This window comes from Fundidesulfovibrio magnetotacticus, assembly GCF_013019105.1.
GTDB classification, from domain to species: Bacteria; Desulfobacterota; Desulfovibrionia; order Desulfovibrionales; family Desulfovibrionaceae; genus Fundidesulfovibrio; species Fundidesulfovibrio magnetotacticus.
This window is the reverse complement of sequence record NZ_BLTE01000001.1, coordinates 127,885-145,382: the sequence shown is the minus strand read 5'-3', so window position 1 is coordinate 145,382 and position 17,498 is coordinate 127,885. Positions and strand designations below refer to the sequence as shown.

Annotated in this window: 20 protein-coding genes; 1 reads left to right on the top strand and 19 read right to left on the bottom strand. The window is 64.4% G+C overall.

Translation table 11 applies throughout. The features are described 5' to 3' along the window. Positions 1-59: 59 nt before the first annotated feature. The 8 genes from NNJEOMEG_RS00660 to NNJEOMEG_RS00625 all read right to left on the bottom strand — a co-directional run bounded on the left by NNJEOMEG_RS00660 (position 60) and on the right by NNJEOMEG_RS00625 (position 7,983). The gene (locus tag NNJEOMEG_RS00660) at positions 60-1,214 is read right to left on the bottom strand and encodes a coiled-coil domain-containing protein (protein ID WP_173080315.1); all 1,155 of its coding nucleotides are present in this window, start codon (positions 1,212-1,214) and stop codon (positions 60-62) included. Further along, the gene (locus NNJEOMEG_RS00655) at positions 1,211-2,257 is read right to left on the bottom strand and encodes a coiled-coil domain-containing protein (RefSeq protein WP_173080313.1); all 1,047 of its coding nucleotides are present in this window, start codon (positions 2,255-2,257) and stop codon (positions 1,211-1,213) included. The genes NNJEOMEG_RS00660 and NNJEOMEG_RS00655 overlap by 4 nt, the downstream gene beginning before the upstream one ends. Positions 2,258-2,266: 9 nt before the next feature. Beyond that, positions 2,267-3,160 carry a hypothetical protein gene (locus NNJEOMEG_RS00650; RefSeq protein ID WP_173080311.1) on the bottom strand — a complete coding sequence of 298 codons (894 nt, stop codon included), beginning with the start codon at positions 3,158-3,160 and terminating at the stop codon, positions 2,267-2,269. A 98-nt stretch (positions 3,161-3,258) separates the two neighbouring features. Then, a complete protein-coding gene (locus tag NNJEOMEG_RS00645) occupies positions 3,259-3,600 on the bottom strand; it encodes a hypothetical protein (RefSeq protein ID WP_173080309.1) in 342 nt (113 codons plus the stop codon). 46 nt (positions 3,601-3,646) lie between these two features. Then, positions 3,647-4,702, bottom strand: coding sequence for a MamK family actin-like protein (mamK, locus tag NNJEOMEG_RS00640; RefSeq protein ID WP_173080308.1), 1,056 nt, complete (start codon positions 4,700-4,702; stop codon positions 3,647-3,649). Between the two features lie 24 nt (positions 4,703-4,726). After that, positions 4,727-5,281 carry a hypothetical protein gene (locus NNJEOMEG_RS00635; protein ID WP_173080307.1) on the bottom strand — a complete coding sequence of 185 codons (555 nt, stop codon included), beginning with the start codon at positions 5,279-5,281 and terminating at the stop codon, positions 4,727-4,729. A gap of 43 nt (positions 5,282-5,324) precedes the next feature. Continuing rightward, a complete protein-coding gene (locus NNJEOMEG_RS00630) occupies positions 5,325-6,056 on the bottom strand; it encodes a metal-dependent transcriptional regulator (RefSeq protein WP_173080306.1) in 732 nt (243 codons plus the stop codon). Between the two features lies 1 nt (position 6,057). After that, a complete protein-coding gene (locus NNJEOMEG_RS00625; RefSeq protein ID WP_173080305.1) occupies positions 6,058-7,983 on the bottom strand; it encodes a FeoB small GTPase domain-containing protein in 1,926 nt (641 codons plus the stop codon). Positions 7,984-8,075: 92 nt separating this feature from the next. Here NNJEOMEG_RS00625 and NNJEOMEG_RS21125 point away from each other — a divergent pair, with 92 nt between their 5' ends. Then, positions 8,076-8,501 (top strand): 4Fe-4S binding protein, encoded by a 426-nt coding sequence (locus NNJEOMEG_RS21125; protein WP_173080304.1) that lies wholly within the window; start codon positions 8,076-8,078, stop codon positions 8,499-8,501. Here the strand turns inward: NNJEOMEG_RS21125 and NNJEOMEG_RS00615 are convergent. The 11 genes from NNJEOMEG_RS00615 to NNJEOMEG_RS00565 all read right to left on the bottom strand — a co-directional run bounded on the left by NNJEOMEG_RS00615 (position 8,470) and on the right by NNJEOMEG_RS00565 (position 17,488). Continuing rightward, on the bottom strand, positions 8,470-8,736 hold the full coding sequence (locus NNJEOMEG_RS00615) for a hypothetical protein (RefSeq protein WP_173080303.1): 267 nt from the start codon (positions 8,734-8,736) through the stop codon (positions 8,470-8,472). The genes NNJEOMEG_RS21125 and NNJEOMEG_RS00615 overlap by 32 nt on opposite strands. A gap of 6 nt (positions 8,737-8,742) precedes the next feature. Continuing rightward, positions 8,743-9,096 carry a hypothetical protein gene (locus tag NNJEOMEG_RS00610; protein WP_173080301.1) on the bottom strand — a complete coding sequence of 118 codons (354 nt, stop codon included), beginning with the start codon at positions 9,094-9,096 and terminating at the stop codon, positions 8,743-8,745. Positions 9,097-9,099: 3 nt separating this feature from the next. Then, entirely contained in the window at positions 9,100-9,501 is a 402-nt protein-coding gene (locus NNJEOMEG_RS00605; RefSeq protein WP_173080299.1) for a hypothetical protein, read from the bottom strand. Further along, positions 9,498-10,424 carry a cation diffusion facilitator family transporter gene (locus NNJEOMEG_RS00600; protein WP_173080297.1) on the bottom strand — a complete coding sequence of 309 codons (927 nt, stop codon included), beginning with the start codon at positions 10,422-10,424 and terminating at the stop codon, positions 9,498-9,500. The genes NNJEOMEG_RS00605 and NNJEOMEG_RS00600 overlap by 4 nt, the downstream gene beginning before the upstream one ends. A 5-nt stretch (positions 10,425-10,429) precedes the next feature. Continuing rightward, positions 10,430-10,702, bottom strand: coding sequence for a lipopolysaccharide assembly protein LapA domain-containing protein (locus NNJEOMEG_RS00595; RefSeq protein ID WP_173080295.1), 273 nt, complete (start codon positions 10,700-10,702; stop codon positions 10,430-10,432). Positions 10,703-10,797: 95 nt separating this feature from the next. Then, positions 10,798-11,199, bottom strand: a complete 402-nt coding sequence (locus tag NNJEOMEG_RS00590; RefSeq protein WP_173080293.1) for an OadG family protein — start codon at positions 11,197-11,199, stop codon at positions 10,798-10,800. Next, complete coding sequence (locus NNJEOMEG_RS00585; protein ID WP_173080291.1) at positions 11,180-12,028, bottom strand: 4Fe-4S binding protein; 849 nt, start codon at positions 12,026-12,028, stop codon at positions 11,180-11,182. The genes NNJEOMEG_RS00590 and NNJEOMEG_RS00585 overlap by 20 nt, the downstream gene beginning before the upstream one ends. A 70-nt stretch (positions 12,029-12,098) precedes the next feature. Beyond that, entirely contained in the window at positions 12,099-12,560 is a 462-nt protein-coding gene (locus NNJEOMEG_RS00580) for a hypothetical protein (protein ID WP_173080289.1), read from the bottom strand. Positions 12,561-12,774: 214 nt separating this feature from the next. Continuing rightward, complete coding sequence (locus NNJEOMEG_RS00575) at positions 12,775-13,656, bottom strand: S1C family serine protease (RefSeq protein ID WP_173080287.1); 882 nt, start codon at positions 13,654-13,656, stop codon at positions 12,775-12,777. Further along, positions 13,653-15,842 (bottom strand): TSUP family transporter, encoded by a 2,190-nt coding sequence (locus NNJEOMEG_RS00570; RefSeq protein WP_173080285.1) that lies wholly within the window; start codon positions 15,840-15,842, stop codon positions 13,653-13,655. Before NNJEOMEG_RS00570 ends, NNJEOMEG_RS00575 begins: the two co-directional genes overlap by 4 nt. A gap of 2 nt (positions 15,843-15,844) precedes the next feature. Further along, a complete protein-coding gene (locus NNJEOMEG_RS00565; RefSeq protein WP_173080283.1) occupies positions 15,845-17,488 on the bottom strand; it encodes a PDZ domain-containing protein in 1,644 nt (547 codons plus the stop codon). Between the last annotated feature and the right edge of the window lie 10 nt (positions 17,489-17,498).

Sequence of the window (17,498 nt, the reverse complement as noted above, 5' to 3'; positions counted from 1 at the left end):
ATGGCTCGGGCGAAATGCGCGCCGGCCGTCCTGGTCCGTGTTCACGCCTGGGCCTGCCGCTACGCTCCGTAGGCGGCGATTCCGAGGGCGCTTATGGCCGAGCGCAGCCTTTCGATCTGCGCCTCGAGCGTTTCGTTGGTTTGCGCGGCATGCCGCGCGGCGAGCGTCATGGCTTCGGCAACGCCGGACGTCGCCCGGCGATGTCTTTGGATTGCCAGGGTCTCGGCCTGCAGGCCGAGGAGCACGGCGGCGGGGTCGTCTCGCGCATAGAGCTCGCGCGAGGCTTCCTCGATGTCGTCCATGCGCAGGCGGGCCTGGAGCAGGTCCTTCTGGGCGGCGGCGAATTCGGCCTCCTCGGTGGCCAGGGTTTCCTTGGCCTCCTTGAGTTCGCTCACCCGTGCGGCCTGGAGGTGTTCGCGCAGCTCCTTGTTCCTGTCGAGCAATGTCGCGACGTCCCGCTCCAGGGCATCCAGGTTCTGGTCCGCGAGGTTCGTTGCGCTCCCCGTAATCTGGCGTTTAAGCGCCTCAAGCTGCCGGGCGAGCTTCTCCTTTTCCAGAGTCAGGGCCTGGTTGGCGGAACGCAGTCCGGCGAGCTCCCGCTCCCGGGAGTCGGCGCGCCGGGCAAGCTCTTCCAGAAATGCCGAGGCGGAGCTGTCGGAGAGGGGGGCCGTCCCATCCTGGGGCGCGCTGGAGATCCAGGAGTCGAGGGCCTCGCACACGCCGGACAGCAGAGCCCTTTCCTCGCCGAGGCGTTCCCGGCGCGCGGCGAGGCGATCCGCCTGCGGCTCGAGTTCCCGGAGGAGGGTGTCGGTCTCCAGCGCATGCGCCTCCAGCCCGGCGATCTCACCCCGCATGGCCTCCGTTTCGACGCGCAACGCCTCGATCTCGCTTTCGATGGCGGGCAGGGCCTCGTACTTCTCCCGAACGCCCTGTTCCAGAGCCTGGGCATCGGCGTGCCCGGGCAGCGCCGCATGTTCCCCGCGCAGGCGGAGCACGGCCGCGCGCAGTTCCTCCAGCTCGCCGTCGATGTCCCTGGCCTGGGCCGCCAGGGCCGCGTGTTCCGCGAGCTGGACCTCCACCTGATCGGAGAGGTATTCCACTTCCCGGGAAAGTTGCCAGGCCTCGGCCGCGAGCTTCGCGCGTTCGTCGCGCAGGGCCATCCGCGCCTTGACGTCCTCAAGGACGCGCAGCACCCTGTCGTTGGAAAATTTCACATGGCCTCCGCTGCGTCAGGCGCTGGACCCGACGCGTCCCGGATCGCGGCCAGCATCTTTTGCGAGAGCATGCGCCGGCGCTGGAGCACGGCATGATGCCGCAGAAGGGCATCCAGCCCCGCGCGGGCCTCCTCCGCCTCGGCCTGCGCCTTCTCCTGCATGAACTTCTCCATGTCGGTGGCCTCCTTGAGCGCCAGAAAGGCTGCCACGGCCTGGGACTTGCCCTGCTCGACCGCGCGCAATTCCTGGATGCTCCGGCGGATGTCCTGGATGGCCTGCCTGCGCATGGCGGCGTTCTCCCATGTCTGTTCGACCGAGGACTCGGTCCTGACCAGGACTTCTTCCAGCCTGCCGTGCACGGCGTTCAACTCCGAGCGCCTCTGCAGGAACGTTTTGCAGGCGAACTCCCGCTCCACAATCCGCCCGGCCTCCTCGACGCGGCGGCCGAGGTCTTCTTTGGCGCGCGCGATTTCGCCGTTCTCCTCGAGCGCCAGGGACATCTCGCGCCGTGCCTCCTCCTCACGCCGGAGCAGGGCCATGGCTTCTTCCAGAAAACGTTCCGAGCGGAACTGTCCGTCGTCCAGGCCCGAGGGAAACCGGGCCTTGCAGGCGGCCACCTGGGGTTCGAGCAGGGCCACGGCCGCCCCGTCGGCATCCATGCGGGCGCGCAGGCTGTCCAGGCGCTCCCGCGCGGCCTCGTGGCCCGTCCGCAATTCCTTGAGCCGCCCGGCCAGGGAGGCGCGGCTCTCGAGCAGCGCCTCGCGCTCGCTGGTGGCTTCGGCCAGGCGCGGCTTCAGATGCGCGAAGCGTGCCTCCACGCCGCGCAGCACGGCGCTCACCTGGAAGATGCCGTCTCGCAGGAGGCTGATTTCCCGCTTGGCCACCGCCCGCTCGCGGTTCGCCCCGCGGATTTTCTCCCGGAACCCGTCGGTGCGGCCGCGCAACAGTTCGAGCGTCGAGCGCAGTTCGGACAGGGCGTCGCGCAGCGTCTGGCAGCGCTCGCGCAGGGAGTCGTCCGGGGGGAGTGGCTGTTCTGGCTTCACGGGCGCGTCCTACCGTACGATTTGTTCCCACTGGGCCTGGAGGGCGTCCAGGCGCGATTGTGCCTCGGAAAGCTGCCTGCGCAGCGCATCCCGTTCCCCGACGGCCCTGGAGAGCGCCGCTTCGGCCTCGCGGCCTCGCACGGCCAGTTCGGCGCGCAGCGTGTCCGCCGCTTCACGCAGGCTTTTCTTCTCCGCTTCGGCCTGGGCGAACTTGCGGCGCAGTTCCTCGGCCTCCTGGCGAGCGCTCAGGATGCCGGCCTGTTGCTCGTGGGCCGAGCGCAGCGCGGCATCGAGGTCGGAGCGGCTGGCGCGCAGGGCCTCCCGCAGGGAGGCCTGGGCCTGCTCGTTGCCGGCCGCGGCTTCGTCCATGGCCTTGCGCTGCGCCTCGAGTTCGCGTGCCAGCCGTTCGGACTCGGCCCGGGCGCGCTGGGCCGCCGCGCGTTCCGCTTCGGTCTCCTGTCTGGCCGCTTCGGCCTGGGCGATGGCTTCCCGCAGCCCCTTCTCGAAGCGCTCCGCCTCCTGCTCGGCCTGGATGAGGGCTTCCAGGGACTGGCCCACCTTCTCTTCCACGAGCGCGCCAATCCGGGTGGCGAGGTCGTCGGCGTCGCTCTGGATGTCCGGCTGGGCGGGCGCGCCGAACATGTCGCGCGCGTGGGCCTCCAGGATGCGCCGGATCTCCGCGAGCGCGGCCGCGTCCTGCCCCGAGCCTCCGTCGTGGGCCAATGCCGCCAGGCGCGCCGCGAGCCCGTCCCCCGGGGGGAAGGCCCATACGGCGGCGTCGTAGCGCTCGTTTTCGGCCAGGGCGGCGGCCTCCCGGACCCCGAGGGCCGTGTCCAGCACGGCGCAGGGGGCCAGAAGGCCGATCAGCCTGTCCAGAAGCTCACTGCTGTCGGTCGCCAGCAACAGCTTTCCGTTCGTCAACGTTGCATCGGGCATCGTGTCCTCGGGGCTCCAGTGGGTCTCGGTCCGCCAACGCGCTCAGCCGCTGGTGGGCGAACCGCCTAGACGGCCTGTTCCTGGGCGGCGTAGTTGGGGTAGAGCCTGGCCTCACGCTCGGCCTTGGCGCGGGAGAGCTCGGCGTCCACTTCGTCGAATTCGGCCAGGAGGCTCGCCATGTCTTCGTCGCTGAAGAGTTCATTGGCGGGCTGGCGCTTGCGCAGGGACACGGTGCGCCTGCCGATGCGCGCGTAGGAGGCCTCGCGGTCCTTTTCCATGCAATGGATGCGATAGGTCAGGGAGACGCCTTTGGTGGAGCGCTGGAGCCACTCCAGGGCAGCCTCGATCCTCTCCACGACGATATCGCCCAGATGCTCCAGGGTGTGGTACTTGGTCGAATCCTGCATGTCGTTCTCCTTTGTAGGCTCTTTGGCGGCCGCGAAGGGCCGGTTGCTACTTGTTCTTGAGCTCGTCCCAGAATTCGTTGGGCATGTCCTTGCAGAGCATGAGACCGCCGTTAGCGCCGGCGAACAGTGGCTCCTCGGCCTTGATGACCTTCCCGTAGCCCAGGTTTTCCTGCATGAACTTCTCGATTTCGCGAGCCAGGCCGCCGATCTGGCTGCCGCCGCCCGCAAGGATGACGTTCTCCTTCATCAGGCTCTGGAATTCGGGATCGAAGGAGGCGATGAGCACACGGATGGCCTCGACAACGTCGGGAACGATGGAGCGGCAGGCGATCAGGAGTTCTTCGGTCACGTCCACGGGGGTCGGCTTGCCTTTGATGGGCAGCATGGCCACCACGCACTCGCCCTTGTCGGAGATGGTGGAGTTGTTTTCCTTGATCTGCTTGACCATGTTGAGGGTGATGTCCACCTCGGGATGGCGCAGCTTGATCTCGCGCATGAACACTTCGTCGATGTGGTCGCCCGCGCGGGTGAGGGTGATCTGGTCGTCCTCGGTGGGGATGGAGCCCTGCATGCGGCACAGGTCGATGGTGCCCGCTCCGATGTCCACGATGAGGGCGTTGCTCAGGATGCCCAGGCCGTAGGCCACGGCGAAGGGCTCGGAGGCGATGAGCACGTCGTCGACGATGTCGCGCGCGATCTCCACGAGGAGCTTCTTGTTCTGCGTGCTTGCCAGCGCGGGCGCGCCGAGCACCGCCCGCACGGACACGGGGCCGTTCTCCTCGGCCTTCACGAGGTCGATGAGGTGGCTCAGCAGGTCGTGCGCCACTTTCTTGTAGGTCTCGAACTCGGCGGCGTTCACGTCCTGCATGTTGGAATATTTGATCATGCCCTTTTCGAAGGGTCTGCGCACGTCCAGGGCCAGCCGGTTTTTCAGCGCGTCCAGGCCGAACACCACGTCCTTGCCGATGAGCTTGCGCGAAACCATGTCCTTGGGGTAGCCCACGTAACTCGGCACGAACGTCCTGACGCCGTTGTCGCAGGCGATCACGCTGCGCGACGTCCCCAGGTCGATTCCGACGTTCAAAACTTTCAGGTTGCTCATAGCCTCAACTCCTTGGGGATAGCGTCACTTGCCTGATTCTTTGCGGATGGCCAGATTCTCGTTCACCAGGGCGCGCAGGAAGGCCTGCCGGTCCTTGCTGAGCTTCTTGGTCTCCGGCTTCGGCGCTTCGGCGCGGACGGGGGCGACGACAGCGCGGACGCCCTGCTCCTCGATCCTGCCCAGGCGCTCTTCGATCCGGGAGAGCCGTTCGACGATTTCGTGCAGGGTCTTGGAATCCTGTGCCTTTGATTCGGATGAAAACATGCGCCCCACCGTGTTGTGGATTGCCCGGAATGGAGCCGTGGCCGCGTTGGCTACCGGCGTGAACAGGCGGCAGACGCAATCGCCCGTGGCCTGGCCGCCACGCTTGACCAGGCTGGCCGAAACCATGCCCCCGTATTCCACGGAGGCCAGCATCAGCTTGCCGGCCTGGGCCAGGGCCGCGGCCGATTCCCGGGTGCCGCGCCCCACGAAGCGGCCGCTTCGCACGAAATAGCTTCCGGCCTTCATGCCGGTGTAGGCGGCCAGCGCCCGGGAGTATCCTCCGAAGTCGGTGTCGACATCCTGGCAATGCGTCATGTCTGCCCCCATGATGCTCGTTGACGTAATACCCGGCCGGAACCTAGCGGCCCGCCAACCGGGACCCGATCCTGCGCAGCAGGCTGCGTTTCCGCTTGGGCGGGGCGTGCTCTGTTTCGGCCACATGCCCGTTGCCGTTGCTCGTCCATACGCGGATGGAATCCGCGATGGTGTCGTCAAGCGCCACGCTCGAACCCTCGCACTCCACGACGACGCAAGGTGCAAGCTGCCTCAAGGTGATTTCCACCCCGGGGCGGATCTGGAAACCGTTGAGTTTGAAGAGGCAGCGGTTATCGCGGCAGTCGATGTAGGCGACCTTGGCCATTTCACCGATCGCAATCGCCTTCAACGGCGCGACGGCATGACGTACTGCCGTGGTGAAGTTGTTGCAGCAGTTGCCCGGTGGAATGGGATTGCCGTGCGGGCACTTGGTGGGATGCCCAAGCAGCGTGCAAAGCCCATCCACAAGCTCTGTCGAGTGGGTGTGTTCGAATTCGCATGCGCCGTCCTCGAAGTTGCCTCCAAAAACATCGTAGAGAAGCCGTTCTCCGATCCGGTGCGCGCGGATGATGTGTTTTGCCCGTTCCGACCCGCTTTTGGTCAGGGAGATGCGTCGACCGCTTTGGGTGATTGATGCCAAACCCGCCGCTTGCAAATCTGACAGCATGCCCTCAATGTAATCGGAACCCATCATACGCACGAACGTGTCAAGGTCGTCTTCACCTTTTTCGCACATTATCCAAAGCTTTTCAAGGCATTCATCCTGGGCGTGCATGTCATCCTCCGAAGAGACGCAAGAGCGTATTGAGCGAAGCAGAAGCGGCGAGGGCGCAAATGTTGACGGCCATGAAAATCAAAGCCGCATCGCGCACGCTCAATACTTTCGATATCGCCATTACGTTCGCAAAGCATGGTGCAAACATGGTCGTCAGGGTGACGGCGACGATGCTTTGATTGTAGTTCAACTCACCCTTGCGAATCAGATCGATGATGAGCGCGGCGGCAGCTTCATGCCGTGCAAGCAGCAGGATGAGAGCGTCCACCATGGAGGCGGGGAGACCCAAAGCATGCTCCAGTACCGGGGCGAGCCAGGTCTTGAGTTTGTCGAGAATGCCCACGGCATCGATGCTGAACAGAAACAGCGCTGCGAGAATGAAAACCCCGAGGGATTCCTTGATGAAGGTCCAGACCTTCATGAACGTCTTTTTGGCGATGACGGCAAGTGAAGGAACCCGAATGGGGGGGAGTTGCAGAATGAAGGGATCAAGGGTTTCCTTTTGCTTCAGGAACCGGTTGAGCCCCAGTCCGGCCAGCAGTTCGACGGCAAGAAGCCACACGCTGGAAATGATGAAGGCGCCCCATCCCATCCTGCCGACGATGCTCATGTTGAGCCCCATCTGGCCGGCGCAGGGAATGGCGAAGGCGACAAGGAAGATGGTGATGAACCGCTCTCTGGGCGACGCGATCGTCTTTGCGGTGAGGGTGGCCATGGTCTTGCATCCGAAGCCCAGGACAAGCGGCATGATGGCGCTGCTGCCGAGCCCAAGCTTGCCCAGGAGCCTGCGCGTGAGCACCGAGAGGTTCGGAAGGTAGCCGATCTCTTCCAGTGTGTTGAAAATAAAGTAGAAAACAGTAAGGATGGGCACGACCGTAAGCAATGCATTCGCCACGCCCATGGAGAGCATGCCGTAATCCCCGATCAGAAGCTCGGTCCAGAATCCCGTGGGCAGAACAGCTTGAAGGGCATCGTGCACCGGTTGCCAGAGGTGGTTGTTCATTGCCTCGGCAATGGCATTGGCGCCGTCCACCACTAACTTGAAGGTAATATACAGAATCATTATCAATATGAGCGGCCCGGCCGTCACCGAGCGGCAAAGGTGCCCAAGATGGCTCAGGGCGGCGTTTGCTGGCGGGGGGCTCCTGCGCGCGACGCGTTTGAAACAACCATCCAGCCAGGCGTGCCAGGCCGCGCGAAGTTTGACGCCTGGGTCTCCGCGCATGGTACGCCTGACGTCCCCGAGGGTCTGCCGCAGCGGTTCGTCCGGGTTCACTCCAGGAGAACACCCGAAGCGGCAACCGCCCGTGCCGGACAGCAACAGGGCGTGCGCTTCGGCTTCGGGGTAGGCGACGCCCGACGGCATGGCCTCGAGGACGGTCGAGAGCGCCTGGCGCAGTGAGCGGGTGTGCCGCACGCCGTCGGGGACGGCGGATCTGGCCCTGTCGAGAAGTCCGGCGATTCCGTTGCCGTTTTTGCCGGAAATCGTGGCCACGGGGGCCTGCAGCGTACGTTTGAGGGCCTCAATGTCGATGTGGAGGCCGTTACGGCTCGCTTCGTCGAGCATGTTCAACGAATACACGGTGGGCAGGCCCAGCGTTGCGACCTCAAGGGCGAGGCCCAGCGACTGCTTGAGCCTGTTGGCGTCGATACAGAAAAGGATGACGTCGGGGCGAGGAGAACTGAGTGCTTTGCGGATGCAGCCAAGGCTGTCGTCGTCTCCAAAGAGTGTGTAGATGCCCGGTGTGTCGACGAGGGTCGAATACCTTCCCTCACCTGTGATTGGTGCTTCGTTGAGATCGATGGTGGTGAGGGGTGCATTGGCCACTTCGGCATAGCGTCCCGTCAGGCGTGTGAAAAGATGGCTCTTGCCGCTGTTGGGCAGGCCCAGGATGACCGCCCGTCTGGCTTGTGTTGCATTGCTCATTGACAATCCGACATCCATGAATAAGAATACCAAGTAGACGAAAGAACAATTCTTCTCGCTTCATCCAAGCAATTCGACGACATACGGTCATCATGCCCTACACGATCACATCCGACTGCGTCGGCTGCGGCGCTTGCGCGAAAAAATGCCCTGAACACGCCATTAGTGGAGAGCGCAAGCAGCAGCATCACATCGAGAGCCTGTTCTGCACAGAATGCGGAACGTGCTTCAGTTCCTGTCCGAAAGGTGCAATCGAAGACCCCAACGGGATCAGGCCCCCGGCGAAGGGGAAAAAGATCAAGAGAATTGCTCAAATTGAACCTAACATTTGCGCAGCATGTAAAACGTGTCTCTTGCACTGCCCACAGGAAGCCATCCTATACAAAAGAGGTGGTCTGCTTGTAGGCGCTGCATGTCGTGTCGACCCGGAAAGATGTCTCGGTTGTGGTGAGTGCAAAAAATTGTGCATCATGAACGCCATAACCATCACGGATCAAGGTCCCCGTAGCGGGTCTTGAAGTAGTAGCCGCAACGCGTGCAGCAGCTGATGGTCTCCTTGGCGCCCGCCATGTAGATTCCTGCAACAACGATGATGATCCCCAGAAACAGGCCGCCGAAAAGCGTGAACAGCGCGCCGAAGGCGATGGTGCCGTAGGCCCACTTCTTGTCGAACTTGTCGGCCTGGATGATGTCCATGGCCGTGTCGCACTGCTTGCATTTCGCGCCCGCGCCGCGCGCGAGAACCGTACGCATAGGGGGCTACTCCACCCGCGCGGGGGTTTTCTTCTTCATTGAGCCAAGGCCCAGCGACAGACCCATGGCCCCGCCGACCACTCCCGCGACTTTGGTCACGGCGCCGGCGAGGATGAGTTCGCCCGCGCTGGCCACGATGGCGATGGTGGCCACGCCGGCCAGCAGGCCGACGCCCGTGCCGATGACGACTTTGGAGCCGAGGTTGAGCACGTCCATGACCCCCACCTGGCGTGGTTTTTCGAGGTCGTCGAGCGGGATGAGATCGTCGTCGCAGCGCTTTGCCCGTTTGAAGGAGGCAGAGCCGTTGCGGAGGCGGATTTCATTCTTCCTGGCTTCGTAATCAGAGGTGAAGTCGTTCATGGCTTATTCCTCCTTGACGTAGAGAATCGGCACCGAATAGCCCAGGTGGCCGTTGCCCTTGCCGTCCTGCTTGTCCGCTTTGTTTTTGATGGCGGCCGAAGTGGCGGCTCCGGCAATGCCCATTCCCGCTACGAGCTTGGCGGCCAGCACGGTTTCGATGACGCCCTTGACGCCCACCGCCACCGCCGCGCCGAGCCCCGCCACCGAGGCCACCATGCCCACGCAGGCGCCGGCGGCAAGGGTTTTGCCCAGGTGGTTCCTGGAATTGCCCTGCGCGCACGAGCCGCAGGTTTTGGTCGTTGCGTCCATGTCCTCGCCGCCTTTGGCCATGCGCAGATGCAGGGCGCAAACCTCGGGGCTGTAACCCCTGATGGCGCAGTTGAGGCAATCGGCTTTGGAACTCATATCATCTCCCCTGCCGGCTGGGAGCTTCCGGCAGATTTACAGCAAGCGCCGAGTTTTCCGGTTTTGAATACGACAACGACATCATCGAGGTCAGCAAGCGAAGCCGCAAGCTTCGTGCGTACACCTTCGGCTATGGCGTACGCCTCCTGGACCGTCTTGGAACGCTCCACGAGGATTTCGAGTTCGGCTTTGACCTTGCGCCCCGTGCGATGGGTCTTGAGTGAGTTCACGAGCCCCACGCCGGGCACGCCGTGGGCGAGTTCGTAGATTTTATGTTCATACGCTCCGTTGACCGACTTGTCGAGGAGGCCGGCCAAGGCGTCGAGGAACACCTTGTAGAGTACGCGGCCGATGAGCAGCGCCACCACCAGCGTGGCCACCGCGTCGAGCCTGGGCAGACCCCACCAAGCGCCAAGCGAACACACGGCCACCACGCCCGCCGCGTAGGAGTCGGCGCGGTTGGCCATGGCGTTGGCCATGATGGCGGGGCTCTTGGCGTGGACGGCCACGCAGCGCAGGTAATGGTACAATATCTCGTTTCCGATGATGGAGGCGACCGCAACCAGGAAAGGGGAGAAGTCCATGAGCGCCGCAGGGGCGTTCATGAACTGTTTCACGGCTATCCAGGTTATGGCAAGCGTGACCACGGCAAAGATGATGCAGGTGAATCCCGCGGCGATGTATTCAGCCTTGCCGTAACCGAATGGAAAATGCTCGTCTGCTTCCTTGGCGGTCACCTTCTGGGTGATGATGATGCTAAACGACGAGATAATGTTCGATACAGATTGTATGGCGATGGCAAGGCATGCCGTGCTCCCGGCAACGAAGCCGACAAGCGTCTGCAGCAGCGCGAGGAGGAGGCTTGCCCAGATGGAGTACCAGGCGGCTTTTTGCATGCAAACGGAGCAATACGAATCTTTCATGATGGCTACTCGAATTCGTCAAACAGGTTGTCGCCGGAGGAGTCCTTCTTCTTCCTGCTCCGCATGAGCAAGAGACGCCGCTTCAGCTCTTCCTCCCGCGAAATGCCTATGAAATGCCTCACGATGAAGCCCAGGCCGAAGGAGATGAAGATGAGAAAAATCACCCTGATCTCCACGGCCTTGCCCATGAGCAAATGCACCTGGACGTGGTCGAAGTTGTTCAGGGTGAATAGCACACCGAGTACGGTGGCTAAGACTGTCAAAACGGTTCTCAGCATCTTTGTCTCCGTCGATCAATGCGCTCTTCTCGAAAACTGCTCGGCTCACGCCGCATGAACCGCGTAGGCGCTGTGCGCGACCAGAGCTCCTGTCTTCATTGCACCGGGCCCGTGTAGGCACGTATCCCGTTTCCTGGCGTCCCAGGCGTTCCGGGCACGTTCGGCGCGGCAGGCTGCTGGCCGGGCAAGGCCCGCCATCCTGTCTCGAATTTGGGTTTCTGAGCCTGCGGCGAACCGGGGAGGGGCTCCCACACCAGCTGCTGCTGCGCCGCGGGATGGTAGATGAGCGGCTGAGGCCCCATGCCCGGTTGCCACTCCCTGGGCGCTGGCGAGAACCAATCCGACACCGCCGCGGCGACCATGGCCTGCGGGCTTTGCGGCTTGCTGGTGCTCTTGTGCAGCACGAAGAAGACCACGGCCAGAAGAATCAGGAACACGACCCCGATCGCTATGAAGGTGTTCTGGCCGCCGGGCACGCTACGATACGATTTCTGCATCCGACCGGCTCCGGGCGTTGAGCGAAGTGACAATCTTTACATGGCCGCACTTGGTGCATTCGAAACAGCGGATGCACTCTGTGGAGTTGAGCTCCACTGGCACGTCCAGGTCCATGGGGCAACTCGCGTTGCAGGCGGAGCAGTCGTCGCAGTCGGGCGACATTTCGAGCCTGACGAAACTTATGCTGTTGAACAGCGCGAGAATCGCTCCCATAGGGCAGAACATCTTGCAGAATATGCGTTTCACGAACACGAACGCAACCAGGAACGCCGCCACGCCGAGTACGACCGCTACATACTGGATGTCGGGCGCCACAGGCAAGACCGGTGCGCCGGTGAACGGATTGACGGGATTCCACGCCACCCAGGGCACCGCGGCAAGGAGGCCACCCGCCGGGCAGAGCTTGCAAAAGAGCGTCGAGGCCGTGAGCCATGGCACGAAAAGCACGGTCACGGCCAGCACGGCCCACTTCACGTGCCTGAATGCGCGGGGAATCTGGAATTTGGGCGATGGGAAGCGGTGCAGCAACTCTTGGAAGAAGCCGAACGGGCAGGCCCAACCGCAGGCCATGCGTCCGGTGATGGCTCCCACCAGCCCGATCATGCCGAGCAACATGTAGGGCACGCTACGTATGGCCATGAAATGTTGCAGCGTGCCGATCGGACACGAATACAGAGCAGACGGGCATGCATAGCAGTTGAGATACGGAACGCATACACCTTTCAATTGATTGGTGTTCACGTAGCGCGTGACCAGGGAGCCAACGTATCCGTTGCTCAAAATGGCGCTGGCGGCCTGGATGAACGTTCGTAACTGCGGCAACTGCATGCTTTCCTCACATCAACAAAAGAAACTAGCGAACGGTGGTTTGCTGGCCAACCTGGCCGGCAGGACCGCCTCAGCCAGCCCACGCAGCTACCGTTGCGGCTGCGGGAGGAGAGGGTTGCTGGGCGCCTGCGGTGGGCAGGCAGCGGAACTGCATGGTCTGTCCGCAAATGGGGCACACGGGCTGACCGTTGGCGCCCACGCGGGGCAGGCCAACCACGCCGTGCGTGTTGCAGACATATTGTCCGGCCTGGGAGGGCGCGGCCTGCAGGGCGGTCTGGCCTGCCTGGGGAGCGGGCCGCCCCGGGACGGGCTGTCCGGCCAGGGGCTGGGCAGTTGCCGCCAGCATGATCTTGTTGGCCACGCTCATTTCGTTCTTCCAGTGGCCGAATCCGTACACGCCCCAGTAGGCAGCGGTGGAGACCAGGGCCACCAGGGCCACCGAACCGCCGAAGGCGGCCAGAGTGGACGTTTTCACGCCCAGGTAGGCTTCCAGGTTCTTCACCGTGCTTTCAATTTCTTTCAGGATTCCCATATGACCGTATCCTCGTTGTCTTTCCCCTCTCGGGGATCGGTTGCGCTCGCTTCCGCCTGTTTTCGGACTAGCCCAGTCCGAGACAGGCCAGTCAGAGGGTTGAACCGTTGAACCAGATCTCCCTGAATTCACCGCGCCAGGCGCCGAGAAACAGCAGGGTCAGGCTTGCCGTCGCGGCGATGATGAACAGTGTCCTTCGCGCCATGGCCAGTCCTCAGCGAGTCCTTCCCGAGAGAAGGTTGGCAGCATTGTTGATGGGGGCGGCGAAGCCGATTCCGGAGTACTTGTGGTCCGGCATGAGCGTCGCCATGTTCACCCCGACGACCTCGCCCCTGATGTTGATGAGAGGGCCGCCGTTGTTGCCGTCGTTGATGGCCGCGTCGGTCTGGATCAGGTCGGGGTAGCGAACGCCCTGGATGGTCACCTGGCGGCTGGCGCTGCTGACGATGCCCATGGTCACCGTTCCAGTGAAGCCGAAGGGATTGCCCACGGCGAAAACGATGTCGCCCACGTTTACGGCGTCGGAGTTGCCGAGGGGCACGGCGGCGAACATCTTGTTGGCGCGAACCTTCAGAAGCGCCAGGTCGCAAGTGGAGTCGATGCCCACGACATCGGCCAGGTACTCCTTTTGCGAGCCGGAGAAGACAGTCACCTTGACCACGCTCGCCTTGCCCACCGACTGGAACGTGGTCAGCACGTAGCCGCGCTCGTCCACCACGATGCCGGAGCCAGCCGGAGCGGCCGGGTTGCCGCCGGGCGTCAGGTAGGTGACCGGCCCCGCGGGTTGCGCGTCCTGCGCCTGTCCGGGTCTGCTCACGCTGACGACGGCGGGCATGACTGCCGCGATGACCTGGCTGACGTCCTCCTGCACCGCGCGGTGGGCCTCAAGCTGTGGCGCTGGGACCTGGACCTGCGGCATGGCCTGCTGCGGGGCGGTTCCGGCCGACATCTGGATGGGTGCCGCGGGGGTGGGCAGCAGTGGTGGCGCGTTTTGAAACACCGCGATGTTGCTGGCGAGCATGGAAACCAGCAGCGCCAGCATGAAGAGGCCGGGCCAGAAGAGATTTCGGACGGTATTGTTGCGAAGTGGCTTCATAGGTAACCCATGATCCGCGCCGTGAGGCCAAGCGCGGCGAAAACGAGCAGGGTGAAGCCGCACAGGCGCGCGGCCCGGCCATGCCGGAAGGTGCCTGAAACAAGGCCCGCCAGCGCCCCTGTGGCCGCGGCGCAGGCCACCGCCCCAAGCAAGGGCAAGGAGGGCTGCGCCGTGCCGATGGACGCGCCGAGCAAGCCCGCGAGGCCCACGCACACGGCGAGAACCGAGCTTGCGGCCTCAGCCATGGGCATCGGCGTTCTGAACACCGTGACGAAGAGCGGCATGAACAGCCAGACTCCCCCGGTGCCGGTCATGGCGCCCGCCAGTGCCGCAGGCATGGTGATGAGAGCGCACATGCCCAGGCCGACGGCGTATTCGTGGCCGTCGCACGTTTTGCGCCAAGCCAGCCCGCCCGCGTCCTTCCCGGCCAGTGCAGAGGCCAGGCGCAAGTCGGAGAGTTGCAGGAGCGCGGTCGCCATGAGCACGGCCGCAAGAGCCATCGGGATGGTCTGCCCGGGCAGGAAGCGAAGGCCGATGCCGCCTGCGAAGGCGAACAAGATGGCCAGCGGAGCAACGGCTCCGATCAGGCGCAGGTCGATCATGCCCTTCACGCCTGAGCGCAGCATGGCGACCAGGCCGGTCGCGGCCGACAGCGCGAGACCCGCCTGGATGGCAGTGACCACGTCGTAGCCCATGAGAAGAAGCGTCGGAACACCCAGGAGGCCGGGGTCGAGCCGGATGGCCATGGCGGCCAGAGCGGCCAGGAGAAGCCACAGGCAGGCGGACACGTGCGATGCGGGAACCCACGATGCCGCGGGAACGCGCTCGATCACCCGTTCCCAGGCTACGGTCACGGGGCCTTGGGCCACTTTTTCCTGGATGATGTCGTGGCAGGTGGAGCAGGAGCCGAGCTGCGGATGCGGCATGGGCTTGTTGATGTTCACCACGCTTTTCTTGGTGACCACGTGGCAGGTGGCGCAAGGAGGGTAGTCCTTGTGGGTGGCGTCCTTGGGCATCTTTTTGGTCACGTCCAGGGGCAGGAGCTTGGCCGGGTCGGCCGCCGGGGCGGCGGGAGCCTGCGCGGCCGCCTGCTGCAGGGGTGCAGCAGGCGCCGGAGCCTGCTGGACCGTGGATTGGCTCGGGCCCTGCTGGGCGTCGGGCAGCGGGGTCCACTGGTCCTGCGCCGTGGGGCTCGGCGTGGAAGCCGCGCCTGTCTGCGGCTGCGCGACAGCGGTCTGCGCGGCGGGCAGTGCGGTCCATTGGCCCGGGGCTCCGCCCGGCTGCGGCGTCGTGGCGGGAGCGGGTGCTTCAGGCGTTGCTTGCGCCGACGGAAGCTGCGCAACCGATTGGTCGGGCTGCGCCGACAGCCTCTGAGGATTCGGTTGAACCTGGGGCAGGACAGGCGCAGGCATGGCCGGGAGGGCGGGGGTCACCTGCGCTGCGGGGATGGCTGAAACCACGCCCACGGTCTGCGAGACGAAATTGCGGGCCTTGTTGGCGGGGATGACGAAGCCCACGCCCGTATAGGCGTTGTCGGGCGAGTAGATGGCCACGTTGATGCCGGCGATCCTGCCGTTCAGATCGAGGAGCGGGCCGCCGCTGTTGCCCTGGTTGATGTCGGCGTCGGTCTGGAGCATGTTCCTGTAGGCCACGCCGTCGATGCTCAGGTCGCGCTGCAGGGCGCTTATGATGCCGAAGCTTGCCGAGAATTCGTATCCGAGCGGGCAGCCCAGGGCCACCACCCAGTCACCCTGGGCGAGGCGGGTGGAATCGCCGAACACGGCCTTGCGCAGGTCGACGGGCGGGGTGACGCGCAGCAGCGCCAGGTCCAGCTGGGGGTCTTCGTCCACGATCACTGCGGCAACCTCCTGAGCCCCTTGCCGCCAGAAGCCCGCAAGGATGCCCTCCCCGCCGCGCACGACGTGGGAGTTTGTCAGGATGTAACCGCGCTCGTCCACTACGACACCCGTTCCTATGCTTTCGTACCAGATTTCGCCTCCGCCCTGGGTCGCGGCCTTTTTGCGGGCCTTGACGCTGACGACGGAGTCCTTGTTGGCCGCCACGCTTCGCGTGATGGCGTCCTGCAGCTCCGCGAGGTTGCCAGGCTTGCCGCCCGGGGCCGCGTGCGCCGACGCGGCAGCGAGCCACGCCGCAAGCAGCAGGAAAACGAAAACCCGGGCGGACATTCCTATTTGCCGCCGTAGGGGACCAGGCCCTGCTGCTCGTAGAGGTTGACGGCGCCGAGAACGGTTCCTGAAACCCCGCTGTACACGGCGATGCGCGAGCTGTTCAGCACGTTGGCCGTCTGGGGCGTCACGTCGGCGCAGATGAGCGCCGCCACGCCCAGCTGCTGCAGCAGGGGGGGCAGCATGCTGTCGCGCTTGAGCTCCACGATGGCGTAGGTGCGCCTGGCCTCGTCCACGATGATGAGGCCGTTGCTCACGCCTTCGGAGCCCACGGCCGAGTCCACGGTCTTGTGCTGGACCAGCACGCCCACCATGGCCGGTCGCGTGGCCGCGACCTGCTGGAACTTCTGGTTGGTTCCGGCGTTGAGCTGCGTGCCCTGCGCCGTGAAGCCCGGAGGCGGCACGGAAAGGAACATGTGCTTTCCCGCGCGAAGTATCTCCGCCACGGCGCCGGCTTGCTGGCTGGCCGCGCCGACGAAGGCGTCCATGGTCGGGGTGGGCACGTTGTTGACCGCCAGGATCACGTCGCCGCTCTGGAAACCAGCGGCCATGGCCCGGCCTTCCACGTCGGTGACCAGGATGCCCTTGGTGCCGGGGGGGAGCCCCAGGGCCGAAACGTCCTTGCCGGTGAGTTCCGCCGTGCCCATGCCGATCCAGGTGGCCTCGATGGTGATGTCCGGCGGGGCGACCATGGGCACCACCGCAGGCGGGGGAGGCCGCCGCGACAAGGTCACGGTGACGTTCATGGGCTTTGCGCCGCGTTCGACCACCATGCGCAGTTGCTGGCCCGGTGCGCTCTTGGCGATGATTCCGGAGAGCTGCTTGACGTCGCTGATGCGCGTCTCGCCTATGCGTTTGATGACGTCGCCCGTGGCGAGGCCGGCCGTTTCGGCCGGAGACCGCGGCGCCACGTAGCTTACGATGACGCCGTTAGCGTCGGGAAGGTTGAACTGGATGCGTATGATCGCGTCGATGTTCTGGATGTCTGCGCCCAGCCACACCGAATCGCCGGGGTCGCCCACCGAGGCCCCGAGGGGAACGTTGGCAAGGGTGATGTGGGCGCTCGTGATGACGCCGTTGCGCGAGTAGACAGCCTTGATCACGTCGCCCGCGCGCTTTCCGGAGAGGATGCCGCCGAGATCCGCCGGGGTCATGAGCGCGGTGCGGTCGATGGAGAGCAGCACGTCGCCGACCTCGATGCCGGCCTTCTGGCCCGGCGAGCCGGGGATGACGGTCGTGACGTAAGCCCCGCCGGGAGACTGCTGACCGGGCGTAGGCTGCAGGTCGGAAAGGCCCAGGCCAAGGTACACGCCGCTTTGGGCGATGAGTTGCATCTGCTGGTTGCCAAAGCCCGAGGGTAGGGGCGTGTCGATGAGCTGCATCTGCTGATTGCCCAGGCCGGACGGGAGGGTGATGATCTGGTGTGCGGGCTGCGCCTGTCCGGCTGCCTGCGCGGCCAGTCTGAGCTCGGTTCCGTCTTCGCCGCTTTTGCTCCCGGGCGCACCGACGCCTGTGAACTTCAAGAGAATCACAAGCATTGCCAGTATGCAGACGAACATCAACGCGCCCGCCCAGAGAAACGCCTTCTGCATTTCTCGGGGGTCCGCGGCGTTGTGCCGAGGTTCCTGGCTTTCTCTGTCTGTCATGAGACCATCT